Below are 21601 nucleotides of genomic sequence, written 5' to 3'. Positions count from 1 at the left end.
CATGAGTCCTGCCAATGCTCCACTGGTCATTGTTGGCGCCGGGCATGCCGGTGGCCGCGCGGCCCTGACCCTGCGCGACGAAGGTTATAGCGGTCGCCTGATCCTGATAGGCGACGAGTTTCACCCGCCTTATGAACGTCCGCCGCTGTCCAAAGGGTTGCTGCAGGGCACGGTCGATCTGGCGGGCTACAGCCTGTGCGATAGCGCTCGGCTCGCTGAACTGGGCATCGAACACCTGGCCGGTAACCCGGTAAAAGGCCTGGACCCGCAACGGCATCGTCTGCAATTGGCCGACGGCAGCTGGCTGCATTACGCCCGGCTGTTGCTGGCGACGGGAGGGTGCTCGCGCAAGCTTGCCTGTGTGCCCGAGCATCTGCGCAATGTGCTTTATCTGCGTAGCCATGACGAGGCACTGGCACTGCGCGCTTCGTTGCGGCCCGACACCCGACTGGTGATCATCGGCGGTGGCTTCATCGGCCTCGAAGTCGCAGCCACCGCCCGAGCCTTGGGTTGCGCGGTGACCTTGCTCGAAGCCGGGCCGCGCCTGGCGGGACGGGTGTTGCCGGGACGGTTGTCCAGCGTTCTGTTGGAATTGCATCGCAGCCAGGGCGTGGATGTCCGACTGAACGTGGCCATTGAAGCAGTGCAGGGCACTACTCATGTTGAATCCGTGCAACTGGTCGACGGCCAACTGCTGCCCTGTGATCTGGTGGTGGTAGGCATCGGCATGCAACCCAACACCGAGTTGGCCATGGCTGCCGGGCTTGAGGTCGGCCAAGGCATTCGCGTCGATGCCCAATTGCGCACCAGCGCGCCGGACATCTTTGCGGCGGGGGATGTCTGTGAATTTCGGCTGCACCCGCAAGGCGGTTTCCAGCGTCAGGAAACCTGGCGCAACGCCGAAACCCAGGGCCGCCATGCCGCCCGGAATCTGTTGGGCGGCGAGTTTCCTTACGAGGTCATTCCCGGTTTCTGGTCCGACCAGTACGACTGGGGATTGCAGACCGTGGGTGTGATCGCAAACACAGAACCCACGGCGAGCCGGACAACCCCGGGCGGCGGTTTCCTGTTGTTCTACCTCGATGACGAACAACGTCTGCAAGGCGCTTGCGGCTGGGGCCGGGGCAATAGCGTCGCCAAGGACATCAAGTTGTGCGAACGACTGATCGCTTCGCATAACCCCCTCTCGGTAGAGGCTCTGGCCGACGCCGAAGTATCGCTCAAACAACTGCTGAGGAGCTGACATGCGTGAATTCCTGGTCTTCCAGTCCCTTTGGGCCATGCAAGATCACCATGGCCAATGCGAACTTGCGTTGGAAGCGCAACTGGAGAATATCGCTGCCGCCGGTTTCGACGGAATCACTGACCATTTCTGGGTGGCGAACCATGCCGCACGCTTGCATGCCGCCGCCAAGGCGCAGGGCCTGCAAATCGAAGGTCAGGTGTTCCCCCGCACCGTGGATGATCTGGCGGCAGCGATCGACGTCGCGTCCCGCTACGGCTGCCACCATCTCACGCTGCAAGCCGACGTCCGGCCACGCACGCTGGCGCAAGCCATCCAGTTGATCGAGGGGTGGCAGCGACTGGCCGAGCAGGTGGACTTTCCGATCCTGCTGGAAACCCACCGTTATCGCCTCACCAGTGACCTGTTGTTCACCCTCGACATTCTCGCGCAAATGCCCGATCTCAAACTGTTGGCCGACTTGTCCCACTATGTCGTGGGCCGCGAACTGCCGGAGCCGGCCGCGGCCGAAGACGACGAACTGATCCAGACCATTCTGCGCAATAGTTGGGGGTTTCACGGCCGTGTCGCCAACAGCGAACAGGTCCAGGTGCCTTTGAGTTTCGCCCAGCATCGACCTTGGCTGGAGCGTTTCCTGGGCTGGTGGCGCTATGGGATCGAGAACTGGCTGGCCCGACCGGACACGCCCAGCAGCCTGTCCTTCACCTGTGAACTCGGCCCGCCACCCTATGCCATCACCGGGGCCGACGGACGCGACATCACCGACCGCTGGGCCGAGGCGTTGATGCTTAAGGAATTGATGCGTGAGGTCTGGGATGAGTGTCGGGAACGGTCTTGCTGAGCGACGAAAACCCTGTAGGAGGGAGCGGTGCTCGCTCCTACAGCCTTATCCGGCCTCGATCAAAGACAAGCAGGCAGTCTGATTCCGGCCTGAGCGTTTCGCCCGGTACAGTGCCGAGTCCGCCTGTGTCAGCAGCTGCTTATATTCGGCAGTCTCCGGTACGCAGGCATAAACCCCCAAGCTGACGGTCACCCGCCTGGCCAGGTTACCATCGTGTGCAATAGCAAGGTTCAGCACCGCGAGCCTGATGTCTTCGGCAATTGAGTAGGCACCTTCGGCATCTGTATCGGGTAGTAATACCGCAAACTCTTCGCCACCGTACCGCGCGGCTAAATCCGATGGCCTGTGAATGCATTGTGCGATTGCCTGCGCTACGGAAGCGATGCAATGGTCGCCGGCAATGTGCCCGTATTGATCGTTGAAGCTTTTGAAATAATCAATGTCGAGCATTATCAAACTGATCGGAGAGTGATGTCTTACCGCGCGAAGCCATTCCTGCTGCAAGCTGTTTTCGAGGTGGCGTCGGTTTGCAAGTCCGGTGAGGGCATCTTGCAATACCAGTTTTTCCAGGGCTGCCCGGGTCTGCTTCAAATGATTTTCTACCGAGACGCCGTAACGTATTTTCTTGATGAGCAAGAGGCCGACAAGAAGGTTTACCAGCAGCACTGCGCCAATCATCAATGCCATCTTGATTGTTCCGGTTTTCCACTCGGCAAAAATGGCTTCCCGTGAATTGGCGGCAGCGACGACCAGCGGATATTTTTGAAGCAACCTGTAGCCGAAGAGTCGATCAACGCCGTCGATAATCGATTTGATCATGACGGTATCAGCCGGAGACTTGGGTAAATAGATGGAAAATATTTCCCCTTTGGCTAGCGACGCACCGATGAACTCTTCAGCAAATGGCCGCCTGGCGATTATCGTTCCGTCGGGAAGGGCCAGGAAAATGGCGCCTTTGCGGTCAATGGAGAACGTTGAGAAGAACTTGTCAAAGTAGGCCATTTTGATCGTGGCCAGCACGACACCCTTAAAATGGCCCTCGCTATCGTTGATTCGTCGGGAAAGAGGAATAATCCATTCGCCGGTCGTGCGGCTGCGGATGGCCCGGCCGATGCGAGGCGACAGGGTTACGTTGTTTTTGTGAAAGATGAAGTAATCACGATCGGCATTGTTGGGCGCTTCAGGTTTCGAATCGAACGAAGTCAGGATCCAGTTGCCGTTTTCATCATAGTAAAAAAGGCCGTGCAACTGTTCGGTGGTAAAGACTCTGCGCTTAAGCAGTTTTTGCGTTTTATCGAGCTGTTGGGCACTTGGGTTGTCTTTTATTCTGTCGATCAGTTCATCCAGGATCAGGTTGGCTTCATCAAACGTGTCAGTCGCTTGTTGGGCCATCGACCACGTCAAATTGCCTGATACCAGTTTTGCTTGTGAGAGTTCATAGGCTTTACTTTGGGCGGCTTGAAGCCAGTAAATACTCAGTATCGAGAGGGTGACTAAAGCCATGAACACGACGGAGATCGCTGTTGCCGGCAGTCTTCTCGGCTGCAAAGGGGAGTGGCGGGTATTGTCTTCGGAGCGGTTTTCCACAAAACCCCCTGGGATGAATTTCGACTACATTATCTGCTGATCTCCATCGGTGCCAACAGTTCATGTCATTCTCGAACTTGGGCAATTCAAGATCCATATGGTTTTTCGCGTTTTGTTTCAAACGACTAGATCAGCGTTTTCAGGTCGATATTCTCGGCCATCGCCTTGTTGCCGGTATCGCCGGGATGCAAGTGGTCGCCGGAGTCGATAGTCGGCAGTAAGCGACTTGGGTGTTCAGGGTCGCGGGTCATTAGATCGAAGTCGATCACGGAATCGAATGCGTGGCTGCTACGTATCCAGTCATTAATGGCCTGGCGCAGTTGTTCTTTCTCGGCGCTGTGATAGTTCTTCACGATCGTTCCATCCAGGGCGCCTTCGACCGGCATCAGGGTTGTTCCAATGATGCGAATGTTGTTCAGGCGCGCTTGATCGATCAGTTGCCGATAGCCCGCGATCAACTGTTCCTTGGCTGGCAGGTGTTCGTTCGGAGCGAAGGAGGAGCCCGGCCAACTGATGTCATTGATGCCGAGCATCACAATCACCGTTTTGACTCCGGGCTTGCCCAGCACATCGCGCTTGAAACGCGCCAGTGCACTGACACCCATGCCATCTTCGAGCAGGCGAGCCCCGGATATCCCAGCGTTGAGCACCGCGAGCCTCTGCGCGGCCAAGCGTTGAGCGAGGAAGTCCGGCCAGCGTCGATTGCTGTCCAGGGTCGAGCCATTGCCATCGGTAATCGAGTCGCCGAGCACCACAAGGGCACGGGTGTCGAGCGGTGCATCCACCAGGATGTCGCTGAGAAACAGCCGCGCCTCCACCTGCTCGCTGCCTTCCAGTCGCTGAGCGTCGACATGTTTGCCAGGGGTGATAAATGCGGTTTGTTTGCCATCCCAGTGGAAGGTTGTCAACGGCGTGTGCTGCGGCAGATAAAGAGAGATCGCCAGCTCACTGAGTGCCGGCACTGCCAGATCTATCGGATCACTGATCCGCGTTTCACCCGCAGCGAGGGTGACCTGTTCATGATCACTGAACTTCAGCGTGTGCCCGGAGCCTGCGCGAATCTGATCGACGCCCTCAGTGAAGGCGATACGCGCGGCACCGATGACCAGCGGTTGCTTGCCATATTCGTTGGAAACCACCACCCGTAACCGGCTTCCGCCGCTGCTGATGCGCACCCTCTGGTGAAGGGTGCTATCGGTCAGCGCTTCCGGAATTCGCGTGGGCAGTGGCAGTTCGTTGCCCCAGGTGGGTTGAGGGCTGGCCATCCAGGTGGTGACCCAGTTTTCCGCCGCCATGACAGGGCTTGCGGCAAGCAGGGCAGTCAAGGCAAGAGGTAACGGTATTCTCGAGTGAAAGGCTTTCATCTAGGTATCTCCTTGAGCGGTAATGATTCAAGAAGGCCAGATTGGTCTATTCAAAATGCGTGTGGTAGAAGGGGAAACTGCATACAGCCCATTCCAGAATCGAATGCCCATGGACAGTCTTAGAGCGATGCATTGTTTTGTCCGCGCCATTGAGCTCGGAAGCCTGTCATCTGCCGCGCGTGAGTTAGGCAGCACTCAGCCCACCGTCAGCAAACTGGTCGCGGCCCTGGAAAAGCAATTGGGAGCCCGTTTGTTGATTCGTGGCACCACCGGGTTGACGCCTACCGAACAGGGAAAGCGTTTCTACGAGCGTGCCAAAGGCGTGCTGGAAGAGTACGGCGAGGCCGTTGCGGATGTGCGTGGTCTGACCGAACGCCCCGAAGGTTTTCTGCGCGTCAACGCTCCGGTCAGCCTCGGTGTGTTGCGGTTGAATGTGTTGCTGTTGTCGTTCATGGAGCAGTACCCGGCTATTGAAGTGGAGCTGATCCTCAATGATCGTTTCGTCGATCTCACTGAGGAAAACGTCGATCTGGCCCTGCGCCTGGGGGGCAGCCTGCCGCCGAACGCCGTTGCCCGACGCATAGCGACTTCACCGCGCTATCTGGTGGCCGCACCGGAATACCTGCGCAACCATTCCCCATTGAACAGCCCGGCGGACTTGAGCGAGCACAACTTCCTGCGTTTTGCGTGGTTGACCGCGGGCGACCGTCTGGAGCTCAACGGCCCCCATGGTGAGCAAATCAGTGTCACGACTCAGGGGCGCTATCGAACCAACAGCTCATTGGCCATTCGCGACGGTCTTCTGCAGGGTGCGGGGCTGTGTATCACGCCGGCCTGGCTGGTCAGCGACCTGCTTGAAAACGGGCAGTTGGTCCGGGTGCTGCCCGACTGGAGCGGCCCACCGAACGACGCTTTTCTGATCTATCCCGAACGCCGCTACCGCCCGCTGCGCACGCGTTTATTGATGCAGTATCTGGCCGAACAGGTAGGGCAGTTGCCTGGTTTCTTGCCTTGACGGAGCACCCTTGATTTGACGGGTATTTGGTTGTGTTATACAACTAAATGCACATTCTGTTCGAGGTGCTTGCCGTGACCCGTACCCAGTCAGACCTGATCAACCAAGTCCGTTCAGCGTCGCGCCTCATGGTGCGCGAGTTGGGGTTCATGCAAACCACGCTGGCGGCGACGGACTATTCGCCTTCGTTTGTTCACACGATCGTGGAGATTGGGGATCGGGGGGCGCTGACAGCAGGGGAGCTTGTGGAGCTGCTCGGCCTGGAAAAATCCACCGTGAGCCGGATGGTGCGCAAGCTCATTGAGGCCGGCGAGATCGAAGAAATTCCACACGAGGAGGATGCGCGCTCCAAGAAACTGCGACTCACGGCACAGGGCAAGAAAACCCTGCGAGCCATTGATTCGTTCGCCAGGCAACAGGTGGACGCTGCCTTGGTTTATCTGACGAATGAGCAACAACAAGCGGTGAGTGAGGGCATCGCCAACTATGCCGGCGCACTGCAAGCTCATCGACTCGGTACAGCGCCGCAGCCACCCGCGCAGCTGGAGATCGCTCGGGGCTACCGGCCCGGAATCATCGGCCGCATGGTGCAAATGCATGCCGACTACTACGCACGGCATTCGAATTTCGGCCAGCCATTCGAAAGCCTGGTCGCATCGGACATGGCGGAGTTGATGGGGCGTTTGCACAATCCACGCAACGAGGTTTGGGTGGCGTTGGATGGCCAGCGAATTGTCGGTTCCATCGCCATAGACGGTGAAGGCGAGGGCGGCGAAGCGATTCTGCGCTGTTTCATTCTGGATGACTCGGCGCGAGGCAAAGGCGCAGGCAAACGCTTGTTGGCTGAAGCCATGAAATTCTGTGACGAACAGGGCTTTTGCGCGACGCGGTTGTGGACGTTCAAAGGCCTGGATGTGGCTCGTAAACTGTATGAAGACTTTGGCTTCAAGTTGGAACAGGAGCAAGAGGGCCAGCAGTGGGGGGCGACGGTTATCGAACAGTGTTTTGTGCGACCTGGCCCGGTTGCTGGGCCGCTAAATGGAGTTGGCGATACGCATCCACCAATTGATCTTGCGTGAACGCGCGATTTCGCCCGCTGGGATTGGGCAGGACCCAGACCGAGGCATTACCAAACATCTTTGACTGAAGCCCCCACGCGATGTCCCGTTGACCGGACAACGCGCTGTACGCAGCTTTGCCGAGAAACGCCACAAAGCGTGGCGCATAGTGTGCGATCTTTTGTTCAAAATCCGCAGCGGCAGCGGTGAATTCATGCACGGACAGCTGATCCGCTCGCGCCGTAGGCCGTTCAACCACTGCGGTTAATCCACATTGATACTGCAAAATCGTCCGGTCGTTTTCCGGGGGCACCTCTGTAGGCGTAAAACCGGCGAGATGGAGTGTGCGCCAGAAGCGATTGCCTCGACCCGCAAAATGATGGCCCAGGGCGGCGGCAGTCACGCCCGGATTAATGCCACAAAAAATCACCGCAAGCCGTTCGGTGAGAATGTCTTCGAGTCCTTCACCCACCCTACACCTCACACACCGCAAATCACGTTGACCGCATTGCGGGCAAGCTCCGTCAATTCCGCGCGGGATTTGCCCGCTCGCGCCCGTATCGAAATGCTATGCAACAGGGATGAGGCGAGTACGGCGAGGGCGGCTGGGTCGACATCGTCTTTCAACTCACCGGCGCTGACTGCCGCGCGCAGACGTGTTTCGAGATCGGCATCGAGCCGGCTGAGCCGGTCCGCAAGAACCTCTCGTATTGCAGAATCCTCGACGGCTTCGGTCGTCGCCGTGCCGATCGCAAAGCAGCCACGCGGTTGCCCCTCGCCCGAGAAGTAGATCGACAACTGTCCCTCATAGAAGCCCATTAGCGCCTGCTCCAAAGTCAGGTCTTTGTCCATAAGCGCCTCCTGCATGGCAGCGGAGGCAGACTCCCAATACTGCTCAAGCGCCTTGATGTAGAGCGCGTGCTTGTCACCGAATGCCGCATAGAGGCTTGGGCGATTCATGCCGGCGGCGGTGGCGATGCTGTCCAGGGAAGCGCCGGAATATCCAGTGCTCCAGAAAACCCCAAGTGCCTGTTGCAGCGCTGTCTGCGGGTCATATGCGCGGGGGCGGCCTCGGCCTTTGCCCTCTGTAATCTTTTTTTGTGCCATGTCGTACAAAATCCTTGTGTGGGGATGGACTGCTCTATATTCTTACACCATCGCACAAAATTAAGGAACCAGAAGTTCCTGAACGTCAGGTTTGTTGTAGCTGAGCTCGAACTGGGTGTTGCGGCGACGAAACCGGTGCGGTGGAGCGATCCTCCCTGACCGTGCACGGGTTTGCTTTCTCACAGCAATTTTTGCCATCAGGGCCGCAGGCGATTCTCGCAGGTGCTGGCCCGATTTCCCGGTTAAAGGTGTATTCGATCATGACTAAACAGTTCGACATCCCGGCTACGCAGACCTTCGAGCACGCAAGGCCTGACGCGCCCATCAAAAAACCGTTCAAGCAGAAATTTCGGCCCTTGTTGATTATCGGTTTGCCGGTGCTCTTCGCAGCGCTGGGCTATGCCCGCTATCAAGCAGGCGAGGCGTTCATTTCGACCGATAACGCCTACGCTCGAGTGGCGAAGGCGTCGATCAACGCGCGTATTTCCGGACAAGTCGTCGAAATCGCCGTCGAGGACAACCAACCGGTTCACAAAGGCCAGATGCTGTTTCGGATCGACCCGAAACCGTTCCAGATCGCGGTTGACCGTGCGCAAGCACAGCTGAGCGTGGCGCGGCTGCGCATCGATGGGCTCAAGGCCGGTTACCGCCAGCAGCAGGCTGAACTGCAATCGGCCAAAGAGTCGGCCGATTTCGATCAGCGCGAGTTTGCCCGCAAGAAAGCGCTGGTCGCTACCGAGTTCGTCTCGCGGGCGATTTACGAGCGCGCCGACACCGACCTCAAAGTTGCCCGGCAACGCATCGCGTCGATCGAACAACAGATCGCCAGCACGGTTGTCGCGTTGAACGGTAATCCAGACATCGAAGCCGATAACCACCCGACGGTTCGTGAAGCGAGGGCGCAGCTGGACGAGGCGCAACTCTACTTCTCGTACACGACGGTATATGCGCCGGACGATGGCATCGTGGCCAAGGTCGACGATCTGCAGGTTGGCAACTACGTCAGCAACGGTGCGCCGGCCTTTGCGCTGCTGTCCGATCGGCAGATTTGGGTCGAGGCCAACTTCCGCGAGACGCAGGTGACCCACATGCGTCCAGGCCAGGAAGCAACCATCAGCATCGATACCTATCCCGATCACGTTTTCAAAGCCCACGTGACCAGCATGAGCCCCGGTGCCGGATCGGACTTCGCCTTGCTGCCGCCTGAAAATGCCACCGGCAACTGGGTCAAGGTTGTCCAGCGGGTACCGGTGCGCCTTGAACTCGACGAGGCCGACCCTGCGTTTCCGCTTTTTTCGGGCACCAGCGCCACGGTCAAGGTCGATACCGGGTATCACACGCCGTGGTGGCATCCGCTCAAGGCGCTGTTAACCGCAGGTAACTTCTGATGAACGCCAATTCTATCGGGCCTCAAGGTGCGGGAACATTGAGGTTCGCCGCGCTGCTCGCGACCTATATGCAGTCGGCGAACCTGCCGTTGCCGAATGCGGTACTCAGGTTTATCCAAGGCAGTCTGTCGATGACTGACGACCAGGCAGGCTGGGTATTCACCTCATACCTCGCGGCGAGCGCCATCACCATGCCGGTTGCGCAGTGGCTGGCCGGGCGTTATGGCTTGAAGCGGGTTTATCAGGCCGCGCTGGCCTTCTTCGTTCTTGGCTTGCTGCTCGCCACAGTTGCGACGACTCCGCTGGAGTTCGTCGGTGCGCGGATTATCCAGGGCCTGGCGAGTGGCGTGCTGGCGCCGCTGTCGATGGCGATTTCAATGGAGACGTTGCCACTGGAGAAGCGTGCGAAATTTGGCGCGACATGGACGGCAATCGTGCTCTTGGGCATCGTCAGCGGCCCGAGCATCGGTGGTTGGGTCAGCGAGCATTTCGGCTGGCGGCCGATCTTCTACATCAGCCTTCCGTTGTCGGCATTCATCTTCCTGGTGATGGCGCTTTTGCTTGCCGAGAAGAAGGCCGAGCAACGTCCGTCGTTCGATTTCTTCGGCTTCGGCAGCTTCACGCTGGCGTTGATCAGCCTGCAAATGTTGCTCGACCGCGGCGAACGCCTTGACTGGTTTGCCTCGACCGAAATCTGGCTGGAGGCGGCGGGCTGCGCGTTGGGGCTGTATCTGTTCGCCGTGCATCTGTTGAGCGAGAAGGTGCATTTCCTCAACAAGCGTCTGTTCAAGGACCGCAACTTCGTACTGTCGACGATTATCTTTTTCGCCGTGGGTTTCGTGCTGTTGTCGACCATGGCACTGACGTCGCCGATGCTGGACGAGATCCTCGGCTATCCGCCTGATACGACAGGTTCGCTGACGATACCGCGCGGTGTGGGGCTGGTAGGGGCGTTCCTGCTGATGGGGCGTGTTCCCGAGCGTTTCGACCGTCGGTGGTTCGTGGCGATTGGCGTGGCCGTGGTGATTTATGCCAACTGGCTGATGCTCGGTTATTCGCCGTTGATGGACTGGTCGCCGGTGGCGATTGCCGGGGCGATCCAGGGGATTGGCATCGGCATCTTGATGCCGTCGCTCACCAAGATCGCGTTCAGCACGCTCGATCCCAAGTTACGCCCTGAAGGCACCGGTTTTTTCAATCTGTCGCGTGTTTACGGGAGCACCCTCGGCGTTGCGATTGTGCAGATTTTCTTCTTCAACAATACGCAAGCGATGCACCTGGCACTGGTCAGCCATCTGACGCCTTATCGCGCCGCTGCGCATGCCGCGCCGATGTCCTTGCAAGCACTGGCGGGGCTCAACGAAATGATCACCGGCCAGGCGGCTTTTATCGCGGTGATCGACCAATTCAAGCTGTTGATGGTGGCGATGCTGGTGGTCAGTCCACTGGTTGTCTTTCTTCGCAAGCCCGTTCCGACCAACTAGTTTTCGTGGAGTTTGCCCAATGAAATCCAATGCGCGCTTCATCAACAGACAGACGTTCAAAACCACGTTCGGTGCGGTGTCGGTTCTTGCGTTCCTGACGGCTTGCACCGTCGGCCCCGACTATCAAATGCAGCCGCCGAGCCTGTCGCAGCACTACGACCGACAGGCCGAGCAGCGTCTCGGCCAGGGCGGCAACCAGCCTGGCGGGCAACACATCAACCTTGGCCAAAAGGTCAGCGGTGACTGGTGGACGGCCTTCCATTCGCAGAAGCTCGACCAGGTTGTGCGTCGCGCCATCGAGGGCAATCTTGAGCTCGTGGCGGCGGATGCAACGATCCGGCAAGCGGCGTCGTCCGTCGCGGCGGCGGAGGGTGCGCTTTATCCGCAGGTCGACTTTGGCGCCCAGGCGGGTCGTCAGCGGGTACACAACGCGAAAGAGCCTTCGATCTCCAATTTCTACGCGATTGGGCCGCGGGTCGGTTTCGACCTTGATGCGTTCGGCGGTAACAAGCGGCGGGTCGAGCAGCAGCAAGCGTTTGCCGATCTTCAGAAGCATCGATACGAAGCGGCGTACCTGACCCTGACGGGGAATGTCGCCAGCCAGGCATTGTTGGTGGCGTCTGCCAACGCGCAGATGGCAGCCGTCGAAAAGCTGCTTGCCAATGACGCCAAGAACCTCGACCTGGTGCGCAGGGCACATGCCAGCGGCGTCACCACGCAGATCGACGTTTCGCTGGCCGAGACCCGGCTCGCCCAGGACCGCACACTGTTGCCGCCCCTCGCCCAGCAGCGTGATGCCGCGCGCCATGCGCTGTCGATTCTCACCGGCAAAGGGCCTGGCGACTGGATCGCGCCGGACTTCGATTTTGCCGAGTTCGTATTGCCGGCCAACGTGCCAGTGAGTGTGCCCTCGGAAATGGCCCACGGCCGACCGGACGTCCTGCAAGCAGAGGCGGAACTGCACATGGCCAGCGCGGCAGTCGGTGTCGCGACTGCGAACCTCTATCCCCATGTAACGCTGTCCGCCTCGCTGGTACAGGCCGCTTCCGGCAATGGTGGTGCCGCGCTCTGGGGTTTGGCTGCAGGGTTGGCGGGGCCGATCTTTGACGGCGGAACGCTCAAGGCTGAACGTCAGGCTGCCGTCGACGGTTACAAGGCGACGCTCGCCGGTTATCAGCAGACGGTCATTCAGTCGTTCGGCCAGGTCGCGGACTCATTGCAGGCGATCAACCATGACGCCGAGCAAAACCTGGCGCAGGAAGACGCGTTACGCGCTGCAGAAACCAGTTTTCGGTTGAACCAGCAAGCCTACGCGCAAGGCGAGAACAGCACTCTCCAGGTGCTGGAAGCGGAACGAGCCTATGAGCAAGCGTTGCTGGGGCAAATTCGGGTGAAGACCGCGCAGTATCTCGACACGGTGCAACTGTATGTAGCCCTCGGCGGTAATTCCGTCGGCGCGTTTGAGCAACGGATTGCCAGTCGCGAAGCACATAACCCTTCGTATCAATAACGGCTACGGCCCCGAACATTGGAGTCAAGAGATGTCTTACGAAGCTTTTCACGATGCACTTCGCGATACCCGGTTTGCGCTGAACCACGGCTCAGGTGAAATGCCGGCCGTTGGGTTTGGCACGCTGTTCAGTGATCTCAGCGTCACCACACAAGCGGTCAAGGACGCCTTGGAAGCGGGCTTTCGCCATTTCGATTGTGCAGAGCGCTATCGCAATGAGGAGAGTGTCGGCGCTGCGATAAAAGAGATGCTGGAGGCGGGCAAGATCCGCCGGGAGGACGTGTTCATTACCACTAAACTGTGGAACACCAACCATCGTCCCGAGCGAGTCAAACCTGCCTTCGAGGCCAGCTGCCGCCGCCTCCAAGTGGACTCTATCGACTGCTACCTGATCCATACGCCGTTTGCCTTTCAACCCGGTGAGAATCAGGACCCGAGAGACGAACAGGGTCGCGTCATCTACGACTCCGGCGTGACACTGATCGAGACCTGGAGAGCACTCGAACGCCTGGTGGATGAAGGCCGCTGCAAGTCCATCGGCTTGTCTGATATCACGCTGGAAACGTTAAAAGAGATTGTGGCAGTGGCCCGGATCAAACCTGCCGTGGTGCAGGTTGAATCCCACCCTTATCTGCCGGAGTGGGAACTGCTTGAGTTCTGCAAACAGCATGGAATCGTCCTCCTGGCGTTCGCGCCACTGGGCCATGGCATGGAGCCGAAAGTGTTGGAAGATTCGGTGATTACAGGGATCGCCAAGCGCTTGCAGAAGACTCCGGCTCAAGTGGCATTGGCCTGGTCTGTACAACGGGGCGTTGCTTTTTTGACCACGTCCGCTACACCAAGTCATATCAAGGAAAACCTGGATATCTCCACCCTGCCGCATAGGGCGATGCTTGAGATCAAGGAAGATATTACGACCAGGGTACGATTCAACTCGGTCGTGGAAACCGGTGTGCCTGGATTTATTCCACGGAAAAAGTGACACGTGACGAGGAGGGCGGCCTGCTGTAAGGCCGCCCCTGTTATCCACGGCCTTGAGGTGAAAACGATGGACGTTTTCCAAACCATGCGGTTTTTCATGGCTGTTGCCCAGAGCGGCAGTTTTACCGCGGCAGCCGAGCTATTGGACACCACGACAACCAACGTCTCCAAAGCCGTTTCCAGCCTCGAGACCAGGCTTCAAACCCGTCTGATTAACCGCACCACCCGACGCCTGGCGCTGACCGAAGCGGGTGCACGCTATTTGCAACGATGCGAGAGGATTCTTGACGAGGTACGTGAAGCCGAGGAGGAAGCAGGGACCGCTCACACCCAACCCGTGGGCAGGCTGAAAATTCACGCCATGTCAGCCATCGGTAATCATTACGTGATCGATGCCATTGCCAAATACAGAGAGACTCATCCCTCGGTCATGTTTGATTTGACGCTGACCAATCGGCTACCTGACTTGCTCGAGGAAGGGTATGACATGTCGATTGTTTTAGCGCGGGATCTGCCCGATTCAGGGTTTGTCGCTCAGCGGCTTGGCATCACTTACAGCATTCTCTGCGCTTCGCCTGCTTATCTGAAGAAACGCGGAATCCCGGATTCTCCGGGTTCTCTTGGTACACATGATTGCTTGAGGATTGTTAATACGGTAATGCCGGTTGAACACTGGGCATTTGAGGGGCCTGAAGGTGCGGAGTCAATCAACGTCCCATTGTCTCCCTTTCACATCAATACGGCTGATGGAATGACCGTTGCGATAACAAACGGGATGGGCATCGGTATTCAGCCGATTGCTTCTGCGGTCAATGGTCTCAGGGCCGGCACGTTAGTGCGCGTGCTGCCGGAGTATCGGCTTGAAGAGTTGAATCTATTTGCAATATACCCATCACGAAAATTCGTGGATGCGAAGACAAAGACTTGGGTGGAGTTTCTTAAACATCACATCCCGGGCATGTTGGCATCCGATGAAAAAATCGTAGGTTCGGGAAAAAATATCAGTTATTGAGTGGGTTGCACCACAGGCATGGAGTGTCGACCCTCCATCGTCCGCACGGTACTCAACCGTTTGAACATCCAGTGCCCATCACTTGATATTGCATGATATGCCGTTGATTGTGAGAGTCTTCATAGGTCATTTGCACCGGAACCGGTTTGCACTCGTCCGGAATCTCTGAGAGGTAAATGACTTTCTTAATGTCGAGCTTCGTTTCGTACGTGTAGATCTCAACAGGTGTTTTGCTGGTCGCGTTAATTGAATGGCCATCGTCTGCAAAGGCGTGTGCGCCTATACCGGCAAGTGCCAGAAGAACCGCAATTTTTAAAGTTTTCATTATCTTCACCGTATCGTCCAAGGTTTACTCTGGGGCCGAGATGATCGTAAAACTCATCTCGGTTTTTCGAGTGGCTACCTCGTGAGCTAATGGATACTGACGCTATTGGCTCACTGGGTAGAGACGATGTTAGGTGTTTGAACTTCTTTCAAATAGCAGCCGACTGGACAAACACTGTTGCCGGAATTCGCATGAATGGCCCAAAGATCGCAGGCTCCTACAGGGCATGGGTACGGGTGTACTCAACCTCTGCAGGAACCTGCGATCTTTCTATTTTTGGCTACCCGACAAGGGCGGGGTGCGCGGTGGGATCAAGCGTTTCGTCCCCGTCGACTCGAACGCCGAAGCCAGGCGAAGCAGCGTTGAATCGTCATAGGCGCGACCGGCAAATGTCAGCCCGACAGGCATGCCGATGTCCGGCATGACGCCCATCGGCACCGTGACTGTTGGAACGCCCAGGTGGCGGATGGCGAGATTGCCGTTGGCAACCCATACCCCGTTACTCCACGCGATGTCCGCAGACTTCGGATCGACATCGGCATTCGCCGGCCCAACGTCGGCTACCGTCGGAAAGATCACCGCGTCGAGCCCCAGCCGATCCATCCATTCCTCCAGATCGATTCGACGGGTCTGTTCCAGCCCGCGCAATCCATCCGGCAGCGTGTCGATCTGATCCCACGGCGTAATACCGCGTTCGGCCATCCGTACATACTCGTCCATGCCCGCGGCAAGATCGCCCTCGCGGTTGGGCAGCGTCCCCGGGTCGTGGGGGAAAATCAGCGGCCCGTTCACGTCGACCAGGCGATTGAGTTTTGGATCGCCGTTGGCTCGCAGAAAATCATCGAACGCCCAGGCCGTCAGATCCCACAACTCATGGTGCAGGAACTCTTTGGACACCAGGCCCCGGTTAAACACCGTCGGTGCGCCAGGACGATCGCCCTCGCAATTGGAAACCAGCGGGAAATCGACCTCGAGCACTTCAGCACCGGCCGCTTCGAGTGCCTTGCGCGCCTGCTCCCAGAGCCCGATCACGGAAGGGCGGGTGTTGATGCGCTGGCCCGTCGGCCCACCGATGCCAGGCGCATCGCTGGTGCCCGCGTCGGGATCGGCGTTGATGTACATACGAGGCACGCCGAAGCGCTTTCCTTTCAGCGCATCGCTTTTCGCGGCCAGCGATCCGTAGGAAGCGGGGCGCACCGAAGCGACACTCGGAATTGGCACCCAAGGTTGCATCCGCCATAGATCACCGCGTGTGTCGGGATCATCGGCCACCACCACATCGAGCACCTCGAGCAGGTCCGCCATCGTCCGGGCGAACGGCACGACCACGTCCATCGTCGGCGTCAACGGCCAGTTGCCGCGCACCGAGATCACCCCACGCGAAGGCGTATAGGCGCACAGGCCATTGTTCGAGGCAGGGCCACGTCCGCTCGACCAGGTTTCTTCCGCCAAGCCAAATGCCGAGAAACTGGCGGCGGTTGCGGTACCGGCGCCGTTCGAAGAGCCTGATGCGAAAGGGGCGGTGAGGTAGTCGGCGTTGTACGGACTCTCGGCACGGCCATACACCCCGCGCTGCATCCCGCCGTTTGCCATTGGCGGCATATTGGTCTTGCCCAGGCAGATCGCCCCGGCGGCGCGAAGCCGTTCGATGGTGAACGCATCGCGATAAGCGATCAGGTTGGCGAAGGCGGGACTTCCAGAAGCGGCGGTCAGTCCCTTCACCAGATAACTGTCCTTGGCCGTGTAGGGGATGCCATCGAGCGGCCCCAGCGTCTCGCCCCTGTCCCGACGAGCATCGGACGCCTGCGCTTCCTTGAGTGCATCGGGGTTGCGCACCACCACCGCGTTGAGGGCGGTGGGCGTGTCAGCGCCATCGTAGGCGTCGATCCGGGCGAGATAAGCCTGCACAAGCTCAACCGCCGTGGTCTGGCCGGATTCGAGCGCAGCACGCAGCTCGGCAATGGAAACCTCGGTGACCTCGATCATGCTGTTACCAACGGCTGTTGATGGGGGGCGCTGTGAATCTTTCCATCGCGCTGGATTTTGGGCTCAGAGACATCATTTCTCTCAAAATGGGGGTTCATATCGGTTCTCGTTGCACTGCATTACGCGACAGTATCGGAGAACTCATGGCCCTCTGTCATTCGCCGAACACCTCTGCGCTCTGAAACCGATGAGGCTGCGTGAAGGGTATTTGCCTAGTTGCCATCCGCCACCTTGCGTTCTATCTCGGCTATTTTTCGACGGAGCTCTTCAGCTTCCTGCTCCTGGGTTTTAGTCGTGGCCTGATCTTCACCGTCGAGGTCACTGTCGCTGTCCTCAAGCTCTCTTTTGACCACATCGGCGGGTCTATCAGATGTAGCGATGGGCGGGGTGTTCGAGGTTGGTTCTGATTCGACGTCGTTAACACTGTTATCGTTGTTCATTTCGCTTACCTCCGTTGGCCTACACATTGGATTCAGCGATAGGGTCTGAGTTCGAGATTTTTTCGACATGCCAGCCCACAGGTTTCGCGGTTTGACTGACGGCGGAGCTCTAAAGACGGCCGTGATAAGCCGCTTCGAAAATTTCTGCCGCGCCATTTCGTGTCAATGGCAGCGGATTACCGCCGGCGCAGGGGTCGACAATCGCCATGTCGGCGATCAGGTCGGCCTGCTGATCATCCACCCCCAGCTCCACCAGCGTATGCGGCACGCCGATGTCCTTGCGCAGTTTGAGGACGAAGGCCATAAAACTGTCGAAGCCCGGGGAGGGCAGGCGCAGATACGCCGCCAGACGGGTGATGCGCTCCTCAATGGCCGGGCGATTGAACTTCAGCACATAGGGCATGAACGTGGCATTGGTCATGCCGTGATGGGTGTCGTACAGGGCGCCCACCGGATGCGAGAGCGCGTGCATGCCTCCCAGACCTTTCTGGAACGCGGTGGCGCCCATCGCCGCCGCCGCCAGCATTTGCGCGCGCGCGTCGAGGTCGGAAGGCGTGTGCACCGCCCGCACCAGGGCATTGGCCACCAGGCGCATGCCTTCCACCGCAATGCCTTCGGCCATGGGATGAAAGCCGGGAGCGCAGTACGATTCCAGGCAATGGGAAAACGCGTCCATGCCGGTGCCGGCGGTGACCTTGGCGGGCATGCCGACGGTAAGGGCGGGGTCGCTGATGACCACCCGCGGCATCATCTTCGGGTGGAAAATGATGCGTTTGGTGTGCGTGCGCTCGTCGATGATCACCGCCGCACGGCCGACCTCGGAACCGGTGCCCGCCGTGGTCGGCACCGCGATGATCGGGGCGATGCGGCTTTCGTCGGCGCGTGTCCAGTAGTCGCCGATGTCTTCGAAATCCCACACCGGTCGGGTCTGGCCGCTCATGAACGCGATGAGCTTGCCCATGTCCAGGCCGCTGCCACCGCCGAACGCCACCACGCCGTCATGGTTGCCGGCACGCCAGGCGTCGAGTCCACCGGCCAGGTTGGCTTCAACGGGGTTGGGCTTGAGGTCGCAGAACAACGCGACACCGAGGCCGGCGGCGCGCAAGGATTCCAGCGCCGCCGTGGTGATCGGGGCACGTGCCAGGCCGCTGTCGGTGACCAGCAACGGTCGCTGGATACCTTGGCTGCGGCAGACTTCCGCCAGTTCGGCGATACGGCCGACACCGAAGCGGATGCTCGTGGGGTAGTTCCAGTTCGCGGTCAGGCTCATGGCTCAGATCTCGTGGCGCAAGTGGAAGGATTTGGCTCGGGTCAGGTGCTCATAGCCCAGGCGTGACAGCGTTACGCCGCGCCCGCTGTTCTTCACCCCGGTCCAGGCCAGGGCCGGGTCCAGGTAATCGCAGCGGTTCATGAACACGGTGCCGGTGGCAATCTCGTTGCCGATGCGTTCGGCGGCGGCCAGGTCTTGCGTCCAGATCGAGGCGCTGAGCCCGAACTCGCTGTCGTTCATCAAGGCGATGGCTTCGTCGTCGCTGGCCACCGGCATGATGCCCACCACCGGGCCGAAGCTTTCCTCGCGCATCACCGCCATTTTATGGGTGACGTCCACCAACACCTGTGGCGCGAGGTAGGCGCTGCCCGGCGGGCCGGCAGCGAAGTCCTTTGGATCGATCAGCGCCCTGGCCCCTTGTGCCTGGGCATCGGCGATCTGCTTGCGAACGAACTCAGCGGCGCCCGGTGTGACCATTGGCCCGAGGGTGGTGGCTTCGTCCAGCGGGTTGCCCAGCACGTATTGACGGGTCAGGGCAGCGAAGCGCTCGACAAAGGCCGGGTAGATTTTTTCATCGACATAAATCCGTTCGACGGCGCAGCAGCTCTGCCCGGAGTTGAAGAAGCTGCCGTCCACCAGGTTTTCCACCGCATGCTCAAGGTTGGCGTCTGCCCGGACGTAGGCCGGGTCTTTGCCGCCAAGCTCCAGCCCCACGCCGAGGAAACCTCCGACGGCCGCGTGTTCCATGGCCTCGCCGCCGCTGACAGAACCGGTGAAGTTCACCTGCTGCACCCGTCCAGAGGTAATGATCGCCGCCGCATAGACATGACTGAGCAGCAGGTTATGGAACAGCCCTTCGGGCAGCTGGGCGCGGCGAAAGGCTTCGGCGAAACGCTCCCCGACCAGCAGCGTTTGCGTGGCGTGTTTGAGGATCACGCTGTTGCCCGCCATCAGCGCCGGGATGATCGTATTCACCGCCGTCAAATACGGATAATTCCACGGCGCGACGACCAGCACCGTACCCAGCGGCTCGCGTTTGATATAGCGCCGAAAACCCGCGACAGGCGTGGGCTCTATCGCTGCCAACGCTTCAGGCGCAATGGCGATCATATGCCGGGCACGTTCTTCGAAACCGCGCAGTTCGCCAGCGCCGAAGCGTATCGGGCGGCCCATCTGCCAGGCCAATTCCGGCACGATCTCATCCTTCATCGCCAGCATCGCGTCCACGGCAGCGCTGCAAAACGCGGCACGCTCGCTCAGAGGTCGGCGTTTCCATTGCGCCTGGGCGGTTTCGGCCGCCGTCAGGGCTTGCTCGATCTGTACCGCATCGGCACGGCGGCGTTCGGCATAGACCCGGCCATCGACCGGGGAGATAAGTTGAACGGTCTCAGTCATGGCGTGCTCAATAGCGCTCGAAGCCGCGCTGCAGTTCCCAGTCGGTTATCCGTCGGTCGTACTCTTTCTGTTCCCAGTCGGCGGTGTGCACGTAGTGGTCGATCACTTCATCACCGAACGCCTCGCGCAACATGCTCGACGCCTTGAGGGCGGCGCAGGCCTCGCGCAGGGTTTTCGACACTTCAGGCAAATGCTCATCGACATAGGCATCGCCCTCGAACGGCGCCGCGAGTTCGAGCTTTTCGTCGATCCCGGCCAGGCCTGCGGCGATCAACGCGGCGAAGGCTAGATAGGGGTTGAGGTCGGCACCGCCGATGCGGCATTCGATGCGGATGGATTTGCTGCCCTCGGCGCACAAACGAAAGCCGGCGGTGCGATTGTCCCTGCTCCAGACCGCCCGCGTTGGCGCGAAGGTGCCGGCCTGAAAGCGCTTGTACGAATTGATGTAGGGCGCCAGAAAACAGGTGATGTCGTTAGCGTATTTGAGCTGCCCGGCCACCCACGAGCGCATCAGTTTCGACATGCCGAACTCGGCCTTGGGGTCGAAGAACAGCGGCTTTTTCGCATGCTTGTCCCACAACGAATTATGGATGTGGCTGCTGGAACCGGCGGCGTCATAGCGCCACTTGGCCATGAAGGTGATCGCCTTGCCTTGCAGTTGCGCGATCTCTTTGCAGGCGTGCTTGATGATGACGTGGTGGTCGGCCATGGTCATGGCATCGGCATATCGGATGTTGATTTCTTCCTGCCCCGGCCCCCATTCGCCCTTGGAGTTTTCCACGGGAATGCCGGATGCCTGCAGGTGCTTGCGAATCGCCCGCAACACCGGTTCCTCGCGGGTGGTCTGCAGGATGTTGTAGTCCTCGATGTAATGGCCGGCGGTCTTCGGCTGGTGGTAGTTGCGCTCGTGGATCGCCTCATAGCTCTCATCGAACAGATAGAACTCCAGCTCAGAGGCGAACATGCCGGTATAGCCGCGCTCGCGCAGGCGCTCGACCTGTTTTTTCAGGATCGCTCGCGGGCTGTGGGGCAGGTCTTTTCTATGGTGATGATCAAGCACATCGCAGAGCACCAGCGCCGTGCATTCCAGCCACGGCACGCGCCGCAACGTAGACATGTCGGGTTTGAGCACAAAGTCGCCATAGCCTTTGCTCCAACTGGCAGCGGCGTAACCCGGCACCGGCTCCATGTCGATGTCGTCGGCCAGCAGGTAATTGCAGCAGTGGGTTTCTTCGTGGCCGCTGTCGATGAAAAACTCGACCTGGAAGCGCTTGCCGACCAATCGCCCCTGCATATCGACCATGCACACCAGCACGGTATCGATCTCGCCGGCGGCAGCGGCGCGTTTAAGTGCTTCGAAACTGAGAAGGGGCTCGGTCATCGCGTCAGTCCTGCGTGAATGATCTGGACCTGTCTGAAATAGCTGTTGCAGACGCTCTCCAGAAAAAACCCAAACCTGCAGACGCGAGCATCGTGAGCAATAAGCTGTTGAAAGCTTAGCCTACAGTTGCTGTGCGCAAGTTTCGGTGAGCGGAGGCTGGTGAGGTTTGTCTGTTGCTGACGTCTTGGCGGGGGTGGTGTTGAATGTGGCGAGG

At 59.2% G+C, this 21601-nt stretch carries 19 protein-coding genes; 9 read left to right on the top strand and 10 right to left on the bottom strand.

Annotation, left to right across the window (positions count from 1 at the left end; genetic code table 11):
• The first annotated feature begins 1 nt into the window (after window position 1).
• Both F475_RS26385 and F475_RS26380 read left to right on the top strand, forming a co-directional pair.
• Window positions 2-1243 carry an NAD(P)/FAD-dependent oxidoreductase gene (locus F475_RS26385; protein WP_111455106.1) on the top strand — a complete coding sequence of 414 codons (1242 nt, stop codon included), beginning with the start codon at window positions 2-4 and terminating at the stop codon, window positions 1241-1243.
• A 1-nt stretch (window position 1244) separates the two neighbouring features.
• Entirely contained in the window at window positions 1245-2084 is an 840-nt protein-coding gene (locus tag F475_RS26380; protein ID WP_111455105.1) for a sugar phosphate isomerase/epimerase, read from the top strand.
• Window positions 2085-2129: 45 nt separating this feature from the next.
• On the opposite strand, the gene F475_RS26375 is transcribed toward F475_RS26380, so the two are convergent.
• Window positions 2130-3671 (bottom strand): sensor domain-containing diguanylate cyclase, encoded by a 1542-nt coding sequence (locus F475_RS26375; protein WP_168206173.1) that lies wholly within the window; start codon window positions 3669-3671, stop codon window positions 2130-2132.
• 125 nt (window positions 3672-3796) lie between these two features.
• Entirely contained in the window at window positions 3797-5035 is a 1239-nt protein-coding gene (locus tag F475_RS26370; protein WP_111455104.1) for an SGNH/GDSL hydrolase family protein, read from the bottom strand.
• 109 nt (window positions 5036-5144) lie between these two features.
• Here F475_RS26370 and F475_RS26365 point away from each other — a divergent pair, with 109 nt between their 5' ends.
• Together F475_RS26365 and F475_RS26360 are read left to right on the top strand one after the other, a co-directional pair.
• On the top strand, window positions 5145-6050 hold the full coding sequence (locus F475_RS26365; protein ID WP_111455142.1) for a LysR family transcriptional regulator: 906 nt from the start codon (window positions 5145-5147) through the stop codon (window positions 6048-6050).
• A gap of 47 nt (window positions 6051-6097) precedes the next feature.
• On the top strand, window positions 6098-7129 hold the full coding sequence (locus F475_RS26360; protein ID WP_086944893.1) for a helix-turn-helix domain-containing GNAT family N-acetyltransferase: 1032 nt from the start codon (window positions 6098-6100) through the stop codon (window positions 7127-7129).
• Here F475_RS26360 and mug read toward each other — a convergent pair.
• A complete protein-coding gene (gene mug, locus F475_RS26355; protein ID WP_111455103.1) occupies window positions 7041-7580 on the bottom strand; it encodes a G/U mismatch-specific DNA glycosylase in 540 nt (179 codons plus the stop codon). The genes F475_RS26360 and mug overlap by 89 nt on opposite strands.
• A gap of 8 nt (window positions 7581-7588) precedes the next feature.
• On the bottom strand, window positions 7589-8215 hold the full coding sequence (locus F475_RS26350; RefSeq protein ID WP_018930072.1) for a TetR/AcrR family transcriptional regulator: 627 nt from the start codon (window positions 8213-8215) through the stop codon (window positions 7589-7591).
• A gap of 260 nt (window positions 8216-8475) precedes the next feature.
• Between F475_RS26350 and F475_RS26345 the strand changes: the two genes are divergently transcribed.
• The 5 genes from F475_RS26345 to F475_RS26325 all read left to right on the top strand — a co-directional run bounded on the left by F475_RS26345 (window position 8476) and on the right by F475_RS26325 (window position 14590).
• Window positions 8476-9603 carry an HlyD family secretion protein gene (locus F475_RS26345; protein WP_111455102.1) on the top strand — a complete coding sequence of 376 codons (1128 nt, stop codon included), beginning with the start codon at window positions 8476-8478 and terminating at the stop codon, window positions 9601-9603.
• Window positions 9603-11087, top strand: a complete 1485-nt coding sequence (locus F475_RS26340) for a DHA2 family efflux MFS transporter permease subunit (protein WP_111455101.1) — start codon at window positions 9603-9605, stop codon at window positions 11085-11087. Before F475_RS26345 ends, F475_RS26340 begins: the two co-directional genes overlap by 1 nt.
• A 19-nt stretch (window positions 11088-11106) precedes the next feature.
• Complete coding sequence (locus tag F475_RS26335) at window positions 11107-12597, top strand: efflux transporter outer membrane subunit (RefSeq protein WP_111455100.1); 1491 nt, start codon at window positions 11107-11109, stop codon at window positions 12595-12597.
• 31 nt (window positions 12598-12628) lie between these two features.
• Complete coding sequence (locus F475_RS26330; RefSeq protein WP_018930076.1) at window positions 12629-13579, top strand: aldo/keto reductase; 951 nt, start codon at window positions 12629-12631, stop codon at window positions 13577-13579.
• Window positions 13580-13645: 66 nt separating this feature from the next.
• Window positions 13646-14590: a LysR family transcriptional regulator gene (locus F475_RS26325; RefSeq protein WP_111455099.1), complete on the top strand. Its 945-nt coding sequence runs from the start codon at window positions 13646-13648 to the stop codon at window positions 14588-14590.
• 52 nt (window positions 14591-14642) lie between these two features.
• Here F475_RS26325 and F475_RS26320 read toward each other — a convergent pair whose 3' ends face one another.
• From F475_RS26320 to F475_RS26295, 6 genes are all read right to left on the bottom strand, one after another.
• The gene (locus F475_RS26320; protein ID WP_086944886.1) at window positions 14643-14915 is read right to left on the bottom strand and encodes a DUF2790 domain-containing protein; all 273 of its coding nucleotides are present in this window, start codon (window positions 14913-14915) and stop codon (window positions 14643-14645) included.
• Window positions 14916-15185: 270 nt separating this feature from the next.
• Window positions 15186-16901 carry an amidase gene (locus F475_RS26315; RefSeq protein ID WP_111455098.1) on the bottom strand — a complete coding sequence of 572 codons (1716 nt, stop codon included), beginning with the start codon at window positions 16899-16901 and terminating at the stop codon, window positions 15186-15188.
• A 212-nt stretch (window positions 16902-17113) separates the two neighbouring features.
• On the bottom strand, window positions 17114-17341 hold the full coding sequence (locus F475_RS26310; RefSeq protein ID WP_111455097.1) for a hypothetical protein: 228 nt from the start codon (window positions 17339-17341) through the stop codon (window positions 17114-17116).
• Between the two features lie 109 nt (window positions 17342-17450).
• Window positions 17451-18611, bottom strand: a complete 1161-nt coding sequence (locus tag F475_RS26305; RefSeq protein ID WP_111455096.1) for an iron-containing alcohol dehydrogenase — start codon at window positions 18609-18611, stop codon at window positions 17451-17453.
• A 3-nt stretch (window positions 18612-18614) separates the two neighbouring features.
• The gene (locus F475_RS26300; protein WP_111455095.1) at window positions 18615-20006 is read right to left on the bottom strand and encodes an aldehyde dehydrogenase family protein; all 1392 of its coding nucleotides are present in this window, start codon (window positions 20004-20006) and stop codon (window positions 18615-18617) included.
• A gap of 7 nt (window positions 20007-20013) precedes the next feature.
• Window positions 20014-21387: a glutamine synthetase family protein gene (locus tag F475_RS26295; RefSeq protein WP_018930083.1), complete on the bottom strand. Its 1374-nt coding sequence runs from the start codon at window positions 21385-21387 to the stop codon at window positions 20014-20016.
• Window positions 21388-21601 lie beyond the last annotated feature (214 nt).

Origin of the sequence: Pseudomonas sp. URMO17WK12:I6, assembly GCF_003253625.1 — a bacterium.
GTDB lineage: Bacteria > Pseudomonadota > Gammaproteobacteria > Pseudomonadales > Pseudomonadaceae > Aquipseudomonas.
This window is presented reverse-complemented; position numbering and strand designations above follow the sequence as displayed.